This is a genomic window from Phycisphaeraceae bacterium, assembly GCA_019636675.1.
In the GTDB taxonomy this organism is placed as follows: Bacteria; Planctomycetota; Phycisphaerae; order Phycisphaerales; family UBA1924; genus JAHBXC01.
In genome coordinates, this window is sequence record JAHBXC010000003.1 from 99,553 (window position 1) to 118,102 (window position 18,550).

At 71.1% G+C, this 18,550-nt stretch carries 13 protein-coding genes; 3 read left to right on the forward strand and 10 right to left on the reverse strand.

The window, feature by feature from the left end; translation table 11 throughout:
- Nucleotides 1–10 precede the first annotated feature (10 nt).
- From KF684_10720 to KF684_10740, 5 genes are all read right to left on the reverse strand, one after another.
- Nucleotides 11–2,404 (reverse strand): hypothetical protein, encoded by a 2,394-nt coding sequence (locus KF684_10720; GenBank protein ID MBX3353392.1) that lies wholly within the window; start codon nucleotides 2,402–2,404, stop codon nucleotides 11–13.
- Nucleotides 2,401–3,447: a hypothetical protein gene (locus KF684_10725; protein ID MBX3353393.1), complete on the reverse strand. Its 1,047-nt coding sequence runs from the start codon at nucleotides 3,445–3,447 to the stop codon at nucleotides 2,401–2,403. Before KF684_10725 ends, KF684_10720 begins: the two co-directional genes overlap by 4 nt.
- Complete coding sequence (locus tag KF684_10730; GenBank protein ID MBX3353394.1) at nucleotides 3,425–4,216, reverse strand: DoxX family protein; 792 nt, start codon at nucleotides 4,214–4,216, stop codon at nucleotides 3,425–3,427. The genes KF684_10725 and KF684_10730 overlap by 23 nt, the downstream gene beginning before the upstream one ends.
- A gap of 114 nt (nucleotides 4,217–4,330) precedes the next feature.
- Nucleotides 4,331–5,629, reverse strand: a complete 1,299-nt coding sequence (locus KF684_10735; protein ID MBX3353395.1) for a hypothetical protein — start codon at nucleotides 5,627–5,629, stop codon at nucleotides 4,331–4,333.
- Between the two features lie 39 nt (nucleotides 5,630–5,668).
- Complete coding sequence (locus KF684_10740; GenBank protein MBX3353396.1) at nucleotides 5,669–6,625, reverse strand: ABC transporter ATP-binding protein; 957 nt, start codon at nucleotides 6,623–6,625, stop codon at nucleotides 5,669–5,671.
- A gap of 257 nt (nucleotides 6,626–6,882) precedes the next feature.
- Between KF684_10740 and KF684_10745 the strand changes: the two genes are divergently transcribed.
- The 3 genes from KF684_10745 to fliS all read left to right on the forward strand — a co-directional run bounded on the left by KF684_10745 (nucleotide 6,883) and on the right by fliS (nucleotide 10,767).
- The gene (locus tag KF684_10745) at nucleotides 6,883–7,119 is read left to right on the forward strand and encodes a hypothetical protein (GenBank protein MBX3353397.1); all 237 of its coding nucleotides are present in this window, start codon (nucleotides 6,883–6,885) and stop codon (nucleotides 7,117–7,119) included.
- A gap of 109 nt (nucleotides 7,120–7,228) precedes the next feature.
- Nucleotides 7,229–10,039: a flagellar filament capping protein FliD gene (gene fliD / locus KF684_10750; protein ID MBX3353398.1), complete on the forward strand. Its 2,811-nt coding sequence runs from the start codon at nucleotides 7,229–7,231 to the stop codon at nucleotides 10,037–10,039.
- A 119-nt stretch (nucleotides 10,040–10,158) separates the two neighbouring features.
- Nucleotides 10,159–10,767 (forward strand): flagellar export chaperone FliS, encoded by a 609-nt coding sequence (fliS, locus tag KF684_10755; GenBank protein MBX3353399.1) that lies wholly within the window; start codon nucleotides 10,159–10,161, stop codon nucleotides 10,765–10,767.
- Between the two features lie 89 nt (nucleotides 10,768–10,856).
- Here fliS and KF684_10760 read toward each other — a convergent pair whose 3' ends face one another.
- The 5 genes from KF684_10760 to KF684_10780 all read right to left on the reverse strand — a co-directional run bounded on the left by KF684_10760 (nucleotide 10,857) and on the right by KF684_10780 (nucleotide 18,391).
- Complete coding sequence (locus KF684_10760; GenBank protein ID MBX3353400.1) at nucleotides 10,857–11,918, reverse strand: AAA family ATPase; 1,062 nt, start codon at nucleotides 11,916–11,918, stop codon at nucleotides 10,857–10,859.
- A 13-nt stretch (nucleotides 11,919–11,931) separates the two neighbouring features.
- Nucleotides 11,932–13,563 carry a hypothetical protein gene (locus KF684_10765; GenBank protein ID MBX3353401.1) on the reverse strand — a complete coding sequence of 544 codons (1,632 nt, stop codon included), beginning with the start codon at nucleotides 13,561–13,563 and terminating at the stop codon, nucleotides 11,932–11,934.
- Between the two features lie 6 nt (nucleotides 13,564–13,569).
- Nucleotides 13,570–15,156: a hypothetical protein gene (locus KF684_10770; GenBank protein MBX3353402.1), complete on the reverse strand. Its 1,587-nt coding sequence runs from the start codon at nucleotides 15,154–15,156 to the stop codon at nucleotides 13,570–13,572.
- Between the two features lie 33 nt (nucleotides 15,157–15,189).
- A complete protein-coding gene (locus KF684_10775) occupies nucleotides 15,190–16,569 on the reverse strand; it encodes a hypothetical protein (GenBank protein MBX3353403.1) in 1,380 nt (459 codons plus the stop codon).
- A 244-nt stretch (nucleotides 16,570–16,813) separates the two neighbouring features.
- Nucleotides 16,814–18,391, reverse strand: a complete 1,578-nt coding sequence (locus KF684_10780; GenBank protein MBX3353404.1) for a hypothetical protein — start codon at nucleotides 18,389–18,391, stop codon at nucleotides 16,814–16,816.
- Nucleotides 18,392–18,550: the final 159 nt, after the last annotated feature.

Sequence of the window (18,550 nt, forward strand, 5' to 3'; positions counted from 1 at the left end):
CACCGGCTACTCAGCGCGCGCTCTCGATGGCGCGCTCGATCCTGCCCCGGTGCGGCGGGCCCCCCAGCGACGGATCGATCAGGCGCAGTCGCTCGCCCTGCGCGCGGATGGTCGCGCTGCGCGTCCCGTCCGAATTCTGCGCCGAGAGGATCTCGAGCATGCGCCCCCACGCGAGCCAGTGGAACGCGCGTGTCCTCGGGTCGTCGGGGCGCGTCGCGTTCGACAGTTCGCGATAGGCGCCGAACGCGCGGGGCTGATCGCCCGCGACGCGCAGCGCCTCGGCGTACTCGGCGAGGAGCTCAGGCACGCGCCCGACGCGCTGCATGACGCGTTCGATGGAGGCGGCGCTCTCGCGGGCCGCGTCGGCGTCGCCAAGGAACCGCTGGGCGCGCGCGAGCAGCACGCGGTCCCCGTCCGACGCGCCCTCGCGCTGCCCCGAGAGTTCGACGAGCGCGCGCCCGAGGGCGGCGGCCACGCGCGCCGTCGCGCGGTGCGATTCGCTGAACGGCTCGCCCTGCGCATCGACCAGCGCGAGCGATTCGACGAGGCGCGACGCCTCGGCGCGCAGGATCGTCACGGCGCGGGCCGGGTCGGCGTCGGCGAGCCGGGCCGCGGCCCGCATCGCGCCCTGCTCGTCGCCGGTCTGGGCCGCGGCGCGCACCTCGGCCGCGGCGCGCACGGCGCGGGCGCGTTCGAGCGCCGGCGCGCCGTCCTCGCCTGCGCCGGCGGCGACGCGCTCCAGGTCGGCCGCTCGCTGCGCGACGCGTCGCTCGTCGCCGGCTCGCTCGGCGAGGGCCAGGCGCAACTCCGCGGCGCGGACGCCCAGCGCGCCGGCGACGACCTTCGCGAGCGCGTCGTCCGCCTCCTCGTCGCGCCCGCCCGCGGCGAGCAGGCGCCCGAGCTCGAAGCGCCAGGCGTCGGCGCGCGCGTCGCCCGCCGAACGCGGGTCGTCGAGCGCTGCGCGAAGGGTCCGCTCGTACAGCGCCGCCGCTCGCTCGTCCCCGGGCGAGGCGATGGCGACGCGCTGCGCACTGGCGGTGGCCCCGGCGATCGCGCCGAACGCGCGCTGATCGTCGGGAAAACGCTGCGCGAAGTCGAGCAGGAGCGCCGCCGCCTCGCGCTGCGCCGCGGCGTCATCGACGCGCTCGCTGCGCGAGACGCCCAGACGCCAGAGCGCGTCGCCGGCGAAGGGGCCGACCGCTCCCAGGGCCTGCGCGTTGACGCCCGAGCCGGGCAGGAGGATCGCGGCGCGCAGGGCGTCGTCGTCGCCGGTCTCGCGCGCGAGTGCGCGCATGACGCGCTCGAACGCCGACGCGTCGGACGGCTCGCGCGAGAGCCGCAGCAGCAGAGGGCCGCCAGACGCCGCCGCCTTCTCGACCAGCAGCGATCGCAGCGCGGGCCCGGGCGCGCCGGCGACGCCGCGCGCCGCGAGGTCGAGGTACGGGCGCGCCGCGTCGATCGCCCCGGCGCGCAGCGCGTCGGCGTCGGCGAACTCGGCCTGGGCGAGGGCGATGCGCCGGGCGGCGTCGGCGCGCAGGATCGACGCGAGCGCGTCGGCGCGCTCGATCTCGAGCCACGCGTCGTCGCGGGCGAGCGCGTCGATCTGGCGCAGCGCCTCGCGCGGGCCGTCGGTCTGCGCCGTCGCGAGGGCGGCGCCCAGCGCCGCTTCGGCCTTCGCGCGGGGCGACTGCGCGATCTGTCTCGCGCCGGTGAACGACACGCGCGCCTCGAGCGCACGCGCCTCCAGCAGCGACAGGCGAGCCAGGCACAGCAGACGCTGCGCTTCGGCCTCGGCGTTCTCGGCGGCGCCGTGCTCGTCCTCGCGCAGCAGCGATGGCACGGCGCGGATGGCCGACGCGGCGACGACGGCGCGCCGGCGCGTCTCGGCGTCGCCCGTCGACAGCGCCAGCGTGATCCCGGCGCGCGAACGCGCCAGCGCCGCGCGCGCCTCGAGCGCCGGGTCCACGGCGCGGACCGTCTCGCGCGCCTCGTCGAACCGGGCCGCGGCCCGCAGCGCGCGCTGCGAGCCCGCCTCGGCCTGCTCGCGCATCGACGAGGTCAGCACGCCAACGCTCGCCGTCGCGAGCAGCCCCTCCCACGCCATCGCGCTCACGATCGATTCGGCCAGTTCGATCGCGTCGCGCACGCGCGTCTCGGCCGGGGTGTCGCCGCGCTCGAGCCGGTCCTCGAGCGCGTCGATCAGATCGCGCATCGCGTCGAGCCGGTCCTCGCTGCGCAGCGATTCGTCGCCCACGCGCGCTCTGGCCGCGTCGATGCGCGCCCCCGGCGTGAGCGATTCAAGGGTGCGCGCCGGAGGGGGCCCGGGCTGACCCGGCGCGTGGGGCGCCAGCGCGAGACCGGCGCACGCGAGCAGGGCGAGTGTCGGGCGGGGACGGGTGGTCATTCGATGCCAAGCTCTCTGCGTGAGATGAAGCGGTGCCCGCGATCGGCCGGGCTGGTGGAGCCGAAGGCGCCGTGGCGCGCGCCCAGCTCTTCGAGCAGGCCCTCGGCGTCGGCGTCGAAGAACTCGACGGCGCGGATGCGCACCGGGCGCCACCCGGTCGATTCGTCGAGCGGGTTGAGCCGCTCGACCTCGGCGAGGAAGCCGGCGGCGGCGCGGGCGCGCTCGTCGCGCGTCATGCCGCGGTCGGTGATGCCCTTGCTGAGAAGGAAGACCACATCGGGCCGCTTGGTGAGCGCCCAGCGGATGGCGCCGAGCGCCTCCCCGTTGCCGCTGGCGTTCTGACGCTCGAGCCAGCGCCGGGCGGCGGCCTTGTTGGACTCGGTGGCGAGGGTGAAGCCCTGCCGGTCTTCGAGGTTGGAAGGCGACGCGACGCCCCACCCGCCGTAGACACCCACGCTGAAGCGCTGCGTCGGCGCGAGCGCGTCGATGGAGCGCGCCACCTCGCGCATCACGATGGGCAGGGCGGCGACCATGGAGCCCGACGCGTCGACGAGGTAGACGACGCGCTCGGCCTCGCGCTGGCCTCGCACGCCGAACACCGTCGGGGCCGCACGCACCGCGGAGGGCGCCGCCAGCGCGCCCGGGTCGCTCTGGAGCATCGCCGCGCGCAGGTCGGCGACCGGCGGCGCGTCGAGCGGGGCGGCGGCGGCGACGGCGCGATCCACGAGCGTCGCCGGCGCGAGCAGGGCGTCGGCGTGGCGCGCGTGCTCGGCGGGGCGCGTGGGCGCAGGGCGGGGCGCGTCGTCGCGAAGGGGTGCGTCGTCGAGGGGCGCGCCCGAGGTCGCCACCTGCGTCGCGAGCCCGGCCGGGGCCTGCGCCGGGCCGGGCGTGAACCGCTCGGCGCGCGAGAACGCCCCGACCGCGACGCCCAGGCAGACGACGCCCACATGCACGCCCACGGACGCGGCGAGGGCCATCCCGCTCAGGGAATCGATCCCCAGCGCGGCGCGCAGGCCGGGCTTAGTCCTCGTCGTCCTCGTCATCGTCAGAGTTGTACGACGCGTCAGAGCCCCCCGGCGATCCACGCGAGCCGAAGATCCAGCGGTCCACGCTCACCGCACCGGCCCCCCCGAACACCAGCGACAGGGCGCTGAACATCAGCAGGAGCTGCCAAAGGAACTTCGACCACCCGGCGTCGCCGGGGGCGAAGTTGTTGATCGGCGGCAGGAACCACAGCGTGCTCGGCCCGCCCCCGACGGTCGCCGGGCCGATCTGGGTCATCCACAGGGCGGTCCCCATGACGCAGGCGATCGCGAAGCCGGCCAGAGGCGTGAACAGGCCCACGAGCAGGAAGGCGCCGCCGATCAGCTCCGTCCACGCCGCGGCGTGGGCGAGCCGGACGGGCCACGCGTCGCGACCCAGGGTCGCCGGCATGGTGGGCTTGTCTGCGGTGGCGCTGCCCTGGATGAACAGGGCGAGCCCGTAGAGCCCGGGGAGCTGGGCGGGCCCGGAGAAGTCGGCAGGGGTGTAGACGCGACCGGGCGCCGCGCCCTGCGCGAGGATCACGCGCCCGGCGTGGGGCAGGGCGTCCTCGCGCGAGGCGCCCGGGTCGGGCAGCGCGCTCCCGGGCGTCGCGGCGGCGACCCTGGCCCGATCGACGCCCATGTTGGCGAGGCGCGCCAGCTGCTCGGGCGCGAAGTCCATGCGAACCATCACCTTGCCCCAGCCGGCCCAGAGGAAGGTGAGCCCCAGCGCCAGGCGCAGGAGCAGGGGGGTCAGATTCGTCGAGAGGCAGGTGCGCAGGGCGCCCATGGGTGTGTTCCTGTGTGGAGCGAGGGTCGCCGACATTGTTGGACGCGTTGGCGGCGCGATTCCGTCGGGACCTCAGACTTCCATCGGCATTCCGCGCCTTCGGCCCACCGGGATTCAGCGACGCTGGCGCTGGCCGATCACGAGATCGAGGAAGGCCCGCTCGGCCTGCTCGTACGACTGGAACGCGCGGTCGAGACGCGCGCCCATCTCGGCGGCCTGCGCCGGGCTGAGGGGACGCCCTCGCGCCTCGGCGGCGTCGCTGGCCGCCTCCAGGGCGGCGCTCGCGTCGCGCAGGTCGCTGACCGCCTGGGCGTAGATCCGCGCCGAGTCGTACAGCAGCTCGAACTCCAGCTCGCGCGTGTCGGGGCGGTACAGCAGGCGCCACGGGGCGCGCCGGACCTCTTCGAGCGTGAACTTGAGCTGGTCCGCCGCCAGGCGCGCGCTCGCGACCGTCCGGCGCAGCGCGGGCGACGACTCGGCCAGCAGCGCGTCGGCGCGCTCGACCGCGGCCCGCGCGCTCTCGGCGGTCCGTTGCGCGTCCAGCACCATCGCGTCGATCGCCGGCTTCGTGTCGCGCTCGAACGATTCGAGCAGCGAGTGCATCCGCTCCGACGCCGCCCGGGCGTTCTCGAGCGTCGTGCTCACGCGCTCGCGGTTGTCCTCGACGAGCGACCGGGCGTCGGTGACCATGGCGCGCGCGTCGCGCACGCCCTCCTCGACCGACTGGGCGATGCCCGGGAACCTGGCGACGGCGCCGTCGATGTTCCCCACGATGCGATCGCCCGTGGCGAACCAACCGTCGAGGCGCTCGCGTGTCGTCGAGACCATGGCGCGCAGGTCGGGCAGGGCCTCGTCGCGGAACTCGCGCGCGATCTGCTCGAGCTCCTCGGCCAGCTGCGACCCGCGCCGGAGGATGTCCTGCAGCTGGTTCTGCTGCTCGGGCCCGTAGCCGGCCTGCGCCAGGAAGCCCGGGGGCGCGATCATGCCCGGGAACGTGGCGCCCTCGGGCGCGACGGGCGCCTCGCCCACGCTGCCGACGGTCGGGAAGTTGATGGTGGCGCCGGCGCCCAGCAGGGGCCGGTTCAGCAGCGCGATCGGCTCGCCGTAGAAGGTGATCTTCTTGTCGACGAGGATCTCGGCGTACACGCCGTCGGTGAGGTTATTCGTGGAATCGAGCTCGAGGCGGATGCGCTTGACGACGCCGACGGGCCTGCCGTTGACGAGGACGGGCGCTTCGGCCTCGAGCCCCTCGGTGCTGGTCTGGAGGGGGAAGAAGACCTGGTAGCGCGTGCGCGCTTTGAGCGCGTCGCCCGCGCCGGCGAGGATCAGGACAATCGTGAACGCGGCGGCGAGCGCCACCAGCACGAAGAGTCCCGCTCTGATCTTGTCGGCGTCGGTTCGTACGCGAGCCATTGGCTTCCCTCGTGAGTGCGCGCGGGTCGTCGCGGTGCTTCAGCGGTCGCGCGTGGATTCGATGCTCGGGCGGCTGGGCAGAAGGGCGGGCTGGTAGCCGAGCAGGTCCTCGGCGTAACTGGACTGCGCGCGGCGCTCGGTGATGGGCCCGTCGGCGTCGCCGCGCAGGAACTGGCGGATCAGGCGCTCGCGCTGGGGCAGGGTCTGCGCCTCGTCGGCAGGGGTGGTCCGCAGCGCGTCGTACCACTCGCGCGTCTCGACGGCGATCATCTTTCCCTTGTCGAGCATCGCCATCCGGTCGGCGATCGTGAAGGCGCTGTCCATCTCGTGCGTGACCACCACGCTGGTCACGCCCAGCTTGCGCGACAGGTCGACGATCAGCCGGTCGATCTCGGCGCTGGTCACCGGGTCGAGCCCGGCGCTGGGCTCGTCATAAAAGAGCAGCGACGGGTCGAGGGCCAGCGCGCGCGCCAGGCCGGCGCGCTTCTTCATCCCGCCCGACAGCATCCCGGGGTATTTGTCGGCGTGCTCGCGCAGGCCCACCAGCTCGAGCTTGATCTTCACCTGGATATCGATGATGTCGGGGTCGAGCGTGGTGTGCTCGCGCAGGGGCAGGGCGACGTTCTCGGCGACGGTCATCGAGTTGAAGAGCGCGCCGCTCTGGAACAGCACGCCGAAGCGCTTGCGCACCTCGTTCATCCCGCGCTCGTCCAGGCAGGTGATCTCCTCGCCGAACAGCCAGATGCGCCCCTCTTCGGGGATGAGCGAGCCGATCAGGCATCGCAGCATCGTGGACTTTCCCGAGCCCGACCCGCCCATGATGACCATGGTCTCGCCGCGCCTGACCTCGAGCGTCAGCCCCTCGAGGACCGCCTTGCCGTCGAAGCGCTTGGTCATGCCCTCGACGCGGATCGCCGGGGGCGACGGGGGCGCCGGGGGGGGAGCCGTCGGAGCGCGGGCTGGCTGGACAGGGGATGTCCCGTTGGGGTCGGGCATGTTGGTAGACACTCTACAACACCCGGTATCGGTCGTCGCGGCGGCGCGGGTCCGGGAAACGGTCCCCCGGACCCGGGAATGCGCCGATTCTGCGCGGTCCGAGAACTCGACCGTGCCCAGGGGCGGGCCCCTGTTTTGCGTTCCCGTCACAGGTCTCCCGATCCGTTATTCGGCCCTCAAGATGAACCGAGGTTTGGCCGAACCTCCCAGTATCGGGTCGCCGGTCCCACGATGGGCCGGGACCGGAGGGAGTAACGATGGAAAGCACCAAGTCTCTGAACGCCGCGTCCGCCATGCTCCACGCCGATGTGTTCGACGAACACCCGGCCGTCGACCACGCCCATCGCATGTTCCGTCGTCTGGTGGCCTCCTGGGCCTCGGACATGATGTACCTGCGCCGGCTGGGTCTGGACGCCCCCTCGCACCGACCGGGCGACTCGGTCCCGGCGCTCGGCGCCGAGGTTGCGAGCGTCACCGCCAGACGCGCCGCGTGAGCGTGCACGGCGCAACGCACCGACTTTCTGCGCACCCGACGCGCCCCACGCGCGTCGGATGCGCTTCTTCGCCCGGCCACTGAGGGCCATCACAGGGAGGGATCCCACCATGGGCGGCATTTCCAGTTCCGGTCTCGTGTCCGGCATCGACTACCAGAGCATCATCAACCAGCTCCTCGCGATCGAGTCGCGCCCCAAGGTCTTCGCGCAGCAGCGCATCGTGCAGCTGCAGACCCAGCAGGCCGCCTACCTCGATGTCAACTCCTCCCTGCTCGCCCTGCGCACCTCGGCCGCGTCGCTGCGCTTCAACCGCGTCTTCGACTCCGCCAAGGCGTCGTCCTCCAACGCCGGCGTGCTCAGCGCCACCGCCGGGCCCACCGCCGTCCCGGGCGCCTACAGCTTCCTCGTCAACCGCCTCGTCACCACCGACCAGAAGGTCTCGCGCGGGTTCACCGACCGCGACACCTCGGGCGTCGGGCTCACCTCCCTCTCCGTCGAGATCGGGGGCGGGCAGCTCACCACCGAGACCAAGCTCTCCAACCTCAACGGCGGCGCGGGCGTCCAGCGAGGCAAGATCCTCGTCAGCGACCGCGCCGGCGGGTCGGCCGAGGTCGACCTCTCGACCGCGATCACCGTCGACGACGTGCTCAACAGGATCAACGCCGCCGCCGGCGTCCAGGTCCGCGCCTCGGTCGACGGCGACCGCCTCGTCCTCGAAGACCTCTCGGGCGGGGGCGGCTCCCTCAGCGTCCAGGACGTCTTCGGCTCCAACACCGCGTCGTCGCTGGGCATCGAGCAGACCGTCGGCGCCGCTTCGATCACGGGGTCTCGACTCAACTACCTGACCTCGACCTCGGCGCTCGCGTCGCTCAACGACGGCGCCGGCGTCGCGATCCGATCCACCGCCGCCGTCGACATGCGCATCACCTCGCGCGAGGGCACCGTCTACAGCGTGCGCCTCGGCGAGATCAAGAACGCGCAGGGCGAGGTCACGCGCACCACCGCGACGACCATCCAGGACGTCATCGACTACATCAACGAGGACACCGAGGGCAACGTCACCGCCGCGATCGGCGCCGACGGCGTGTCCCTCGTGCTCACCGACAACACGGGCGGCGCGGGCGACCTCATCGTCGCCGAGGCCGACGCCGGACGCACCACGGCGCGCGACCTGGGCCTGCTCGGCTCCTCGTCCACCGGCGAGATCCAGACCCGCCGACTCCTCGCCGGCATCAACTCCACGCTCGTCTCCTCGCTCAACGGCGGGTCGGGCCTCACCGGCGACGAGCTGAGCATCACCACGCGCAACGGCTCGGTCACCAACTTCACCATCGACGCCAACGGGTCGATCTCCGACCTGCTCAAGACCATCAACAACTCCGGCGCAGGCGTCACGGCGCGCATCAACTCCGCCGGCAACGGCATCACGCTCATCGACAACACCGCCGGCCCGGGCCAGCTCATCGTGGGCGGCTCCGCCGCCGAGTCCCTGGGCCTCGACGGCTCGTTCACCGACGGCTCGGCACGCTCGGGCAACCTGCAGACCAAGTGGCTGGGCGGCGCGACGCGCCTGTCCACCCTCAACGCCGGCGCAGGCGTGGGCGTCGGACGCTTCCGCATCATCGACTCCAGCGGCGCGATCGCCCAGATCGATGTCACCAGCAACATGCGCACCCTCGACGACCTGATCGGCGCGATCAACAGCCGCCCGCTCAATGTCAAGGCGCGCATCAACGACAACGGCGACGGCCTCCTCCTCGAAGACTCCTCGGGCGGCGCGCAGGCCATCCGCGTCGAAGACCTCGACGGCAGCGTCGCGCGACGCCTCAACATCGCCGGGACCTCGTCGGGCACGACCCCCGAGACCAACCGACTCGACGGCTCCTTCGAACGCACACTGACCTTCAACGCCAACGACACCCTCCAGCAGGTCGCCGACAAACTCAACTCCGAGGGCATCGGCGTGACCGCCTCCATCGTCAACGACGGCGGCGGCGCCACCCCCTTCCGACTCTCCCTCACCTCGCGCAGCTCGGGCCAGATCGGGCGCATGACCATCGACACCCAGGGCGTCGACCTCGGGCTCTCGACACTCACCAAGGGCCAGGACGCCGTCGTCTTCTACGGCTCGGCAGACCCCGCCGCGGCCATCGCGCTCACCTCGTCCACCAACTCGCTGTCCTCGGTCGTGCAGGGCGTCACCATCGACCTCAACGGCGCATCCAACACCGTCGTCGAGCTCGTCGTCGCGCGCGACACCGCCGCTATCGAGACCAAGATCAAGGAGTTCGTCGACTCCTTCAACAAGGTCATCGAAACCATCAACAAGTACGACTCCTACGACGCCGAGACCAACCGTCGCGGCGCGCTCCTGGGCGATTCGAGCGTCTCGCAGATCCGCTCCGCCCTCTTCAGCGCGATCCAGGGCACGCCCCTGGCCGTCGAAGGACAGTTCCAGCGCCTCTCGCAGGCCGGCGTCAAGATCGGCAGCGGCGCCAAGCTCGAGTTCGACTCCGAACGCTTCCGCCAGGCCTTCGAGACCGACCCGCAGGCGGTCAGGGACCTCTTCGCCGCCTTCGGCCTCGAGGAACGCCAGCCCACCGTGCTCCTCGCGGACGACGACGGCAACCCGCTCATCACCACGCCCAACCGCGACCCTCTGCGCCCCAACAAGATGGGCATCGCCGAGCGCATCAAGGACCTGGCCGACCAGTTCACCAACTCCATCGACGGCCTGCTCACCCGGCGCAAGAACACCCTCGGCGACCAGATCTCTCTGCAGACCACGCGCATCCGAAACTTCGACTCGCAGCTCGCGCGCAAACGCCAAAGACTCGAGGCACAGTTCATCGGCATGGAGCAGGCCATCGCCTCCCTCCAGAGCCAGCAGGCAGCCCTGGGTTCGGTCTTCGGTGGCTAAAGCCCGGCGCAGAAAGACGAAGTGTGGCCCCCCCTCGCCCGGGGGGCCGATGACAAAGACTGGCGTCGTTCTCCCCTCGCTGCTGAACACCCACCCCCGCTGAGCCGATCTTCAGGACGATGACTTCCCCGAACCCAGCCGACGCGTACCTTCGCAGCAAGGTCCTCTCCGCCAGGCCCGAGGAGCTGCGTCTCATGCTCATCGAGGGCGCGATCAAGTTCGCGCGCCAGGGGCGAGAGGGCATCGCGTCGAAGAACTGGGAGCAGGCGTTCAACGGGCTCACGCGCTGCAAGAACATCCTCCTCGAACTCATCTCCTCGCTGCGCCCCGAGATCGCCCCCGACATCTGCGCCAAACTCAGCGCGCTCTACATGTTCATGTACCGGCGCCTGCTCGACGCCAACCTCGAGAAGAGCGCCGGCATGGTCGACGAGGTCATCGAACTCCTCGAGTTCGACCGCGCCACCTGGCTCATGGTCATGGAGAAGGCCCGCGAGGAGCAGGGCCTGCCCCCCCTGCGCCACGAAGACGCCGAGGCGCTCGCCCGCGCCATCAACGACGCCAGCGCGCCCTCCACCCAGCTCACCGACGAGACCGACCCCGTCATCGAGACCCCCAACTCGCCGACCCCAGCGACCACCGCGACCCCGGTCGCGCCCAAGCGCCTGCCCCAGCCGGTGAAGTCCGGCGCCAACGGCGGCTATTCGTCGATCTCGATCGAGGGGTGATCGCCGACGCACGCCCGACGCGTGCCCGAACGCTCAACTCGCCCCAGACCCTCCCCCGGCCCCTCCCGCGAGCGGGAGGGGGGAAGGCGTCACCCGCGCGCCAGCGACGACGCCAGTTCCTCGAACGCGAACTTCGGGTTCACATTCGAGTCGATGTTGCGCTCGCACTCGCCCACGCGCTCGATCGCGTGCAGCGCCCGCTCCGCGTCGTCGGGGGTTCGCGCCGAGCGCAGCGCGAGCCGGGCCTCGTGCGTGAGCAGCGCGAACATCTGACGCGCCCCGTCCTTGTTCGCGGCGTCCTTGCTCGCGTTCTCGCGCGCCTCGACCCACGCCTGGGCGTACTGCTCGATCAGGTCGGCCATCGCCTTGCCCATGTCGGGGTTGAACCGCCCGCGCGACGCGTCGTCGAGCATCGGCGCGAGCGTGCGCGACCAGGTGAACAGCCCCTGCGCGTTCGCGTTGGACGCACGACCCGGGCTGCCGTCGGCGAAAGCCAGCAGCCACTCGCGCTGCTCCTCGCCCACGGCGCGCATCGCCTCGTCCCGCTTGGCCCACGCGCGCATCGAACGCTCGTCGAGCGCGCCGAACGACACGCGCTGGCAGCGGCTGCGGATCGTGGGCAGCAGCCGGCTCTCGCGGCTGGTCACGAGGATGATCACCGTCCCGGTCGCCGGCTCTTCGAGCGTCTTGAGCACCGCGTTCTGCGTGCCCTCGTCGAGGAGTTCGGCCTCGTCCACCACGAACACCTTGCCGGCGCGCGCCCCGGTGGGCACGCGCGCCGTCAGCGTCGCCGGGCGGATCAGGTGCTCGTCGACCACCTGGCGAGGGATCGTCATGAGCTTGCGCGAGCGCACCTGCGCGTCGTCGCTGAACAGCGCGAGTTCCTTCGTGACGATGTGCAGGTCAGGGTGCAGCCCCGCCGCGATGAGGCGCGCCGTCTCGCTGTCCGGGTCGGGCTCGAGCTCGCCCGCGAGGTTCGTCGCGAGCGTCGGGTCGAGCAGCATCGCGGCGAACGCGCGGGCCGTCGTCATCTTCCCCACGCCCTGCGGCCCGTGGAACACCCACGCGTGGTGCACGCGATCCGCAGACAACGCGCCGCGCAGCGTCGAGACGGCGCGGTCCTGGCCCATGATGTCGGAGAGGGAGGGCATGGGAGAGATGGTATCAGTCGGTCGTCGGCGAGGGCCCGGTCGCAGGGAAGAGCATCGGGGACCACTGGCCTTCCCAGCAGCGGAGATCGAGCTCGACGCTGATCGGCACACGGACAGGCTGGCCCGACCACGCGCTCGGACGCTCCGCCGTGCGCATCGCGAGGCCGGGCAGCGCGGTCAGTTCGAGCTCCCACCCCGTCGGGTTCTCGACAAGAAACCTGCCGATGGGCTCGTGCATCCCGAGCGAGAACCCGCCCTCGCCCAGACGACCCGTCGACGGATGGGCGGCCACGCCTGCCACGCCGATGCGCCAGTCCTTGTGGATCAGATCGATGCGCCCGAACACCGCCGGCGCATCGGCGGGCAGGGTCTTCCGATCCGGGCTCGCCGGGGCGATGTACACGAAGTGATCGCCCTGCGCCTGACGCACCACCTTGATGACGCTCCGTGACAGGTGCGCGCGAAGCCAGCTCTCGAAGTCCGGCTGCGAGAGTGTGTCGATCGTGATCGAGCCGTGCGGCACGATGCGCGTCGTGCCGCGGAGCGTGGTGCGCCCCGTGGTCGGCACGCCGCGATGCGCCAGCCATTGCTCGGCGGTCACCCAGCGCCCGGCCTGCTCGGGGTCTTGCTGGAGCCCGTGCTGCCCGCTCTCGCCGAAGTGCCACACAAGTTCGATCTCGACGCCGACCTCTGAGGCCGGGTCGTGCTCGGGCGCAACGGCGTGCGCCCAGGGCCCTCTGTTCACCCACCAGCCGACGGTGCGGACCCGGTGGTGCGCGGGCGTGTACGAGAGCGACCGCAGGTCTCGCAGCTCCTCGGGGATCTCGACCTCTCGCCCGTCGATGCGCATCGCGTCGACGCGGATCGTCGTCTGCCATTCCGTCTGGAGACTGCGCTGGTATCGAGTCACCCACGGCGTGCGTTCGATCAGCGGCGGCCCATGGGTGACCCCCGCCCGATGACGCGCCGTGATCGAGATCGGCACAGGCATCCCCGGCTCGATTGTCTCGGGAAGCGTGAGGCCGAAGATCCACTGGTTCTCCCACTCGCGATTCTGCTGCTCCTCGGTGACGAAGCCCTGCTCGGCGAGCTCGAAGAGCGCGTCCCCCGCGAACCCGAACCCGACGAGCGGATCACGCTGCCAGCGAAGGATGCGCTCGACCACACGCGGCGCGCTCGCCGGATCAATACGACCCGCGGCGGCTCGGTCGAAGAGCTCCTTCTGATGCGGCCAACTGTTGGCTTCGCTGTCCTTCTCCGCCTGACGCAACAACATCCACAGCGGCATGCTGCCGATCGCCTTCATGCTCTGCCACCTCGCGTACCCCTCGAACCCCAGCAGGCCCAACGACGGCAGCGCGAGGACGATCGCCAGCGCGAGCAGCGACCTGAGTTTCTTCCTGGCGCCACGGCGCGCGCGGGATTCGCTCTCCATCACGCGCCCGCACTCTGGACATGTGAGGGGCCATTCTGGCTCGTTCGCTCGCCGTCTCGCGTCGAGCAATTCGCGCAGCGGGTACCGGCACCGACGCGCGCGGCAGCGCGGGTCGCGGTCGACACGCACGCCGCGCACGCCCACGGCAAGAAGGATCGCGGCGAGGGCGAGAACGACGAGCGCGATGCGTGGGTCGAGCCAATGCGGCATGGGCGGTCACTCCGGCGCCGGTGGTCTCATCTGACGCGACCGACTCCCGCCGATCTTCACGGTGAGCGGGATGACGATGGGCTCGCCCGCGACCGCGGGCGCGTCGTTCGCGACATACGCGCCGAGATCGGGGCGCGGCGTGAGGACGAGTTCCCATCCCTCGGGGTTGGCGTGGACGAGCGTGAACAGGCGATCATGGTCGTCCCGGCGCGGCACGCGAGTCGCGAAGGGGTGTTGACCCGCCAGGCCCTGCGTCCAGAGCGTCGGGATCGATTCGTCCCCTCGACGGATGACCGCATCGGCGAGGAAGAGCGTCGGGGTTGGCGGCGGCGTCGGGCGATCGTACAGCGGGCCGAACACCACGATGGCGCCGCCGTCGTACGGCGAGAGATCGGGAACTTCGAGCGTCGCGGGCGCGAAAAGGTTCTCGATGTACGCGCGCATCTCCTTCGACGAATCGGTCCTGCGCGCGAGCGAACCCGTCGGCGCGGCCCTGGCCTCGCCTCGGAGCGTGATGAGACGCGTGGTCGCCAGATTGCGTCTGGTGAGTTCGTAGGTCAGGGAAACATCAACCGGCGGATTCCCCGGGGTCATCTCCAGCGTCGTCCGCGCCCCGATCGGCTCTGCGAGCCAGCGGATCGTGAGCTCGATCGTGGCGCGATCAGCGCTCTCGGATGGCGCCACGATGGACGCCCACACCGGGTCCGTCGCGAAGAACGACCGGTGGATCGTCGTCGGTCTGTCGATCTGCGTGTAGATGTACTGCAGAACGGGGTTGCGGCCTTCGAGGGAGATTTCGCGGCCGTTGATCGCGAGACGCTCGACGCGAAAGAGCGCTCTGGCCAGGATCTCATCATCGCCGTAGCTGGAAGGCAGGTAACTGGAGGGCAGCCTTCCGCCCCCCCGGTATTCGATGCGCACCGCGAAGGGGAAGGGGCCGTCGCGCTCCACCGCCGAGGGCAGCAGCAGCGTGCAGCGCAACGCGTGCTCCCAGAACTGATCGATCTGACGCTGGGGGAGGAGCCCCGGGTCGGCGAGCTCCCAGAAGAGGTCGCCGGCGACCCGCACCGTGCGCGTTGCGTCTTGCTGCCACGCGAGGATGCGCTCCGCGATGCGTTCGGCCTCGGCGCGGGTGATCGCGCCGGCGCGTGCGCGTGCGAGCAGCTCGCGTTGATGACGCCAGTCGTTGTGCTCGGCGTCGCGATCGGCGAGATGAAGGAGCGCCCAGACCGGCATCGACCCGATCGCGCGCACGCTCTGCGCCCGTGCGTAGGCATCGAGGCCGAGCACGCCGATGGATGGCGCCGCGAGAAGCGCGCCGATCACGACCATCGCCCGCACCGCTCGTCGCGCGCCCCACTTCGCGCGCGAGGGCGTCTCCATCACGCGCCCGCACTCGGGGCAGGTGACGGGCCATTCCGGCTCGCTCGCGTTGCGTTTCGCGTCGAGCAGTTCGCGCAGCGGGTACCGGCACCGACGCGCGCGGCAGCGCGGGTCGCGGTCGACACGCACGCCGCGCACGCCGAGGGCGAGCAGGATCGCGCCAATGGTGAGGGCCAGCAGCGCCAGTTGCGGGTTGATCCAGTTCGGCATGCGCGGGGTCTCGCTGACGACGGGCGCGCGGTGTCAGTCCGCGGGTTGGTGGAGGATCACGAAGCCGTCGAGTGATCCCCGGGTCGCGACGGTCAGGGGGACGACGATGGGTTCGCCGCCGAAGGCGACGGTCGAGAAGGCCTTGCGGCGAGCCCGTTCGGGGCGGGGAATGAACACGAGTTCCCAGCCCGTGGGATTGGCGTCGCTGAGCCTCCGGAGCGTGTCGGCATTCGGGCGGGGCACAACGGCCTCCACAATTCCAAGGCCGCTGATTGTGGTCTCCGGAAAGTTCGCGAGGATCTCATGGTCTCCTGCACGGATGACCAGGTCTCCGAACAGCACAGTCGACGAGTTCGGGACGCTGGCGCCATCCGCGAGCCTGGGAAAGCGGACGAACGTGGCGATGTTGTCGGGTCGTTCGGGCGCAATGCCGAGCATGGCTGCACGCATCTGGGATTCGATCCATTTACGCTCTGCGAGATCGTCGACGATCATGATGGGGCGCCCGGCTGCACGCTCCACGCGCGTAAACGCGTCGAGCGTCACCGTGCCCTCCCAGGGGAAACCGGGAACGAAAAGTATGCTTTGGAGCGTGCCCGGCGAGTGCACACGGGCTGGGTCCTGATTTCGAAGCCAGGCTGCTTGCCACTGCACGACGACCCGCAGCGGCAGTTGCGCCGTCGGTGTCTGGGGTGCGCGGACATTACGCCAATGCTCCGTATGTGACCACCATGACCACGCACGGCTGAACTTCCCGGGGGCGCGCAGCCACTCGCGGTGCATGCCGCCCTGACCGTGAGGGATATCGATCTTGTCGCCGCCGATGTGGAGTGAGATGATCTCGATATCCACACTGTTGAAGACATTTCTCAAGCCGATCCGATCGTGGATCGACAGATGCCCGAGTCCTGGGTTGCTGGATTCACCGCCGCGATAGTGTGACACGATCTCGAAGGGCAGCGCCTCGTCAGTCCCCACGCTCTCAGGCGTCGCGAGTTCGAAGCGCCGGATCTGGTTCCAGTACCGGCGCAGCTGCGCCGCGGACATCTCGCCGCTGGCTTCGAGGATCGCCGCGATATCGCCCGGTATCCCGAACTCAACGCGCAGATTGTTCTGCCATTCGAGGATCCGATCGATGACGCGCGTGGCGTCCTTTCCGGTGATGGCGCCTGCGCGTGCGCGCTCAAGAATCTCTTGTTGGTGAACCCAGTTGTTCGCTCGGGTGTCGCTTTCCGCCTGGCGGAGCAGCAGCCACAGCGGCATCACCGTCACCGCCCTCGCGCTCTGCCAGCGCGTGTATCCCTCGAACCCCAGCAGACCGACCGATGGCGCCGCGAGGACGATCCCCAGCGCGAGCAGCGGCCTGAGTTTCTTCCTGGCGCCACGGCGCGCGCGGGATTCGCTCTCCATCACGCGCCCGCACTCGGGGCAGGTGACGGGCCATTCCGGCTCGCTCGCGTTGCGTTTCGCGTCGAGCAGTTCGCGCAGCGGGTACCGGCACCGACGCGCGCGGCAGCGCGGGTCGCGGTCCACACGCACGCCGCGCAGGCCCACGGCGAGCAGGATCGCACCCAGAGCGAGAACGATCATCGCGAGTTGTGGGTCGATCCAGTTCGGCATCGCGAGGGATCTTTGCTTGAGGCGTGTGAGGAGCGGTTCAGTCGGGGGGTCTGCGTCGGGCGGGGAAGCCGTTTGAGGGCGCGTCGGGCTCGACGGTCAGGGGGACGACGATGGGCTCGCCGCCGAAGGCGATGGTGGGGACGGCCTTGTGGCGTGCCCGCTCGGGGCGAGGGATGAAGACGAGTTCCCAGCCGAGGGGGTTCGCGGCGCGGAGCTTTCGGAGCGTGTCGACCTCGGCGCGCGAGGTCGGGGCGCCGGGGATGTCGGCGCCAAGCCGTGTCTCTGTCCAGTTCACGGGGATCTCGCGGTCGCCCACGCGGATGACCATGTCTCCGAAGATCGCGGTGGAGGAGTTCGGGCGCGGCGCGTCCCAGGCGAGGATCGGGAATCGGACGAGCGTGGCGATATTGCCGGGCTGATCGGGCGCGATGAAGAGCGTCGCGGCGCGCATCTGGGATTCGAGCCACGCGCGCTCGGCGGGATCGTTGAGCACGGCGACCGGGGGGACGCCCCGTTCGACGCGCGTGAACGCGTCGAGCGTCAGCGTTCCGTGGGTGGGCAGCCCGGCGTTGTGGAAGACGCTCTCGAGCGTGCGCGGCCCGTGCATGCCGGTCATCGGAAGTCGGAGCCAGTCGGCCTGCCACTCCGCGACGATCTGCAGTCGCAGGCGTGTCACGGGGGCGCCGGGCGCGCGGGCTCGGAGCCACTGGTCCATCTGCGACCGCCACGACCACGCGCGGCTGGTCGGCGCAGAGCGGTGCAGCGTATCGGGGTAGAGCGTTCGTTGTTCCTCGGGGAGATCGATCTCGTTCTCGCCGATGCGCAGGGAGACGATGCTGACACCGAGGCGACTCACGATGTCTCTGTGGCCGATCCCGTCGTGGATCGAGCGACGCGGGACGCCGGGGTTGTGGGAGTCGCCGCCGCGGTAGTGCGATTCGATCACGTAGGGCATCGCCTCGCCGACGCCCACACGCTCGGGGACGACGAGCTCGAATCGCCAGAGCTGGCCCCAATATTGGCGCAGCTGCGGCCCGGTCATTTCACCGAGTTCGTCGAGGGAAGTCGCGACATCGCCGAGGATGAGGAAGTCCACGCGCGTGTCGTTCTGCCAGCGCAGGATCCGCTCGATGACGCGCTGCGCGTCGGCGCCGGTGATGGCGCCCTGACGCGAGCGCGCGAGGAGTTCTTTCTGATGCGCCCAGTTATTGCGCTGGCTGTCGTTGGGCGCCTGCCGCAGCAGCAGCCACAGCGGCATCGTGGAGGTGGCCTTCGTGCTCTGCCAGCGCGCGTAGCCCTCGACGCCCAGCGCGCCGAGCGACGGCAGCGCGAGGACGACCGCGATCGCGATCGGCGCCCTGAGTTTCTTCCTCGCGCCCCGGCGCGTGCGGGACTCGTTCACCATCACGCGCCCGCACTCGGGGCAGGTGATCGGCCATTCGGGCTCGCTCGCGCGCCGTTTCCCGTCGAGCAATTCGCGCAGCGGGTAGCGGCAGCGCCGGGCGCGGCAGCGCGGGTCGCGGTCGAGGCGCACGCCGCGCAGGCCGAGGGCGAGGAGGACGAGGGCCGCGCCGAGGGCGATGAGTGCAAGGGTTGGGTTGAGAAGGGTTTGCATCCCGGGTCTCCCGGCGGTCTTGCGGGCCGCGGGCGCAGGATACCAGATTTCTCGCGGTATGCAGGGGATTTCACGCGCGGTTCATCGCGTGGTCAGGCTGGGTGGCGATGGTGTGGACGCCCCGCGCGACCGGCGTCCGGCGCGTCGCGGGCGACAACC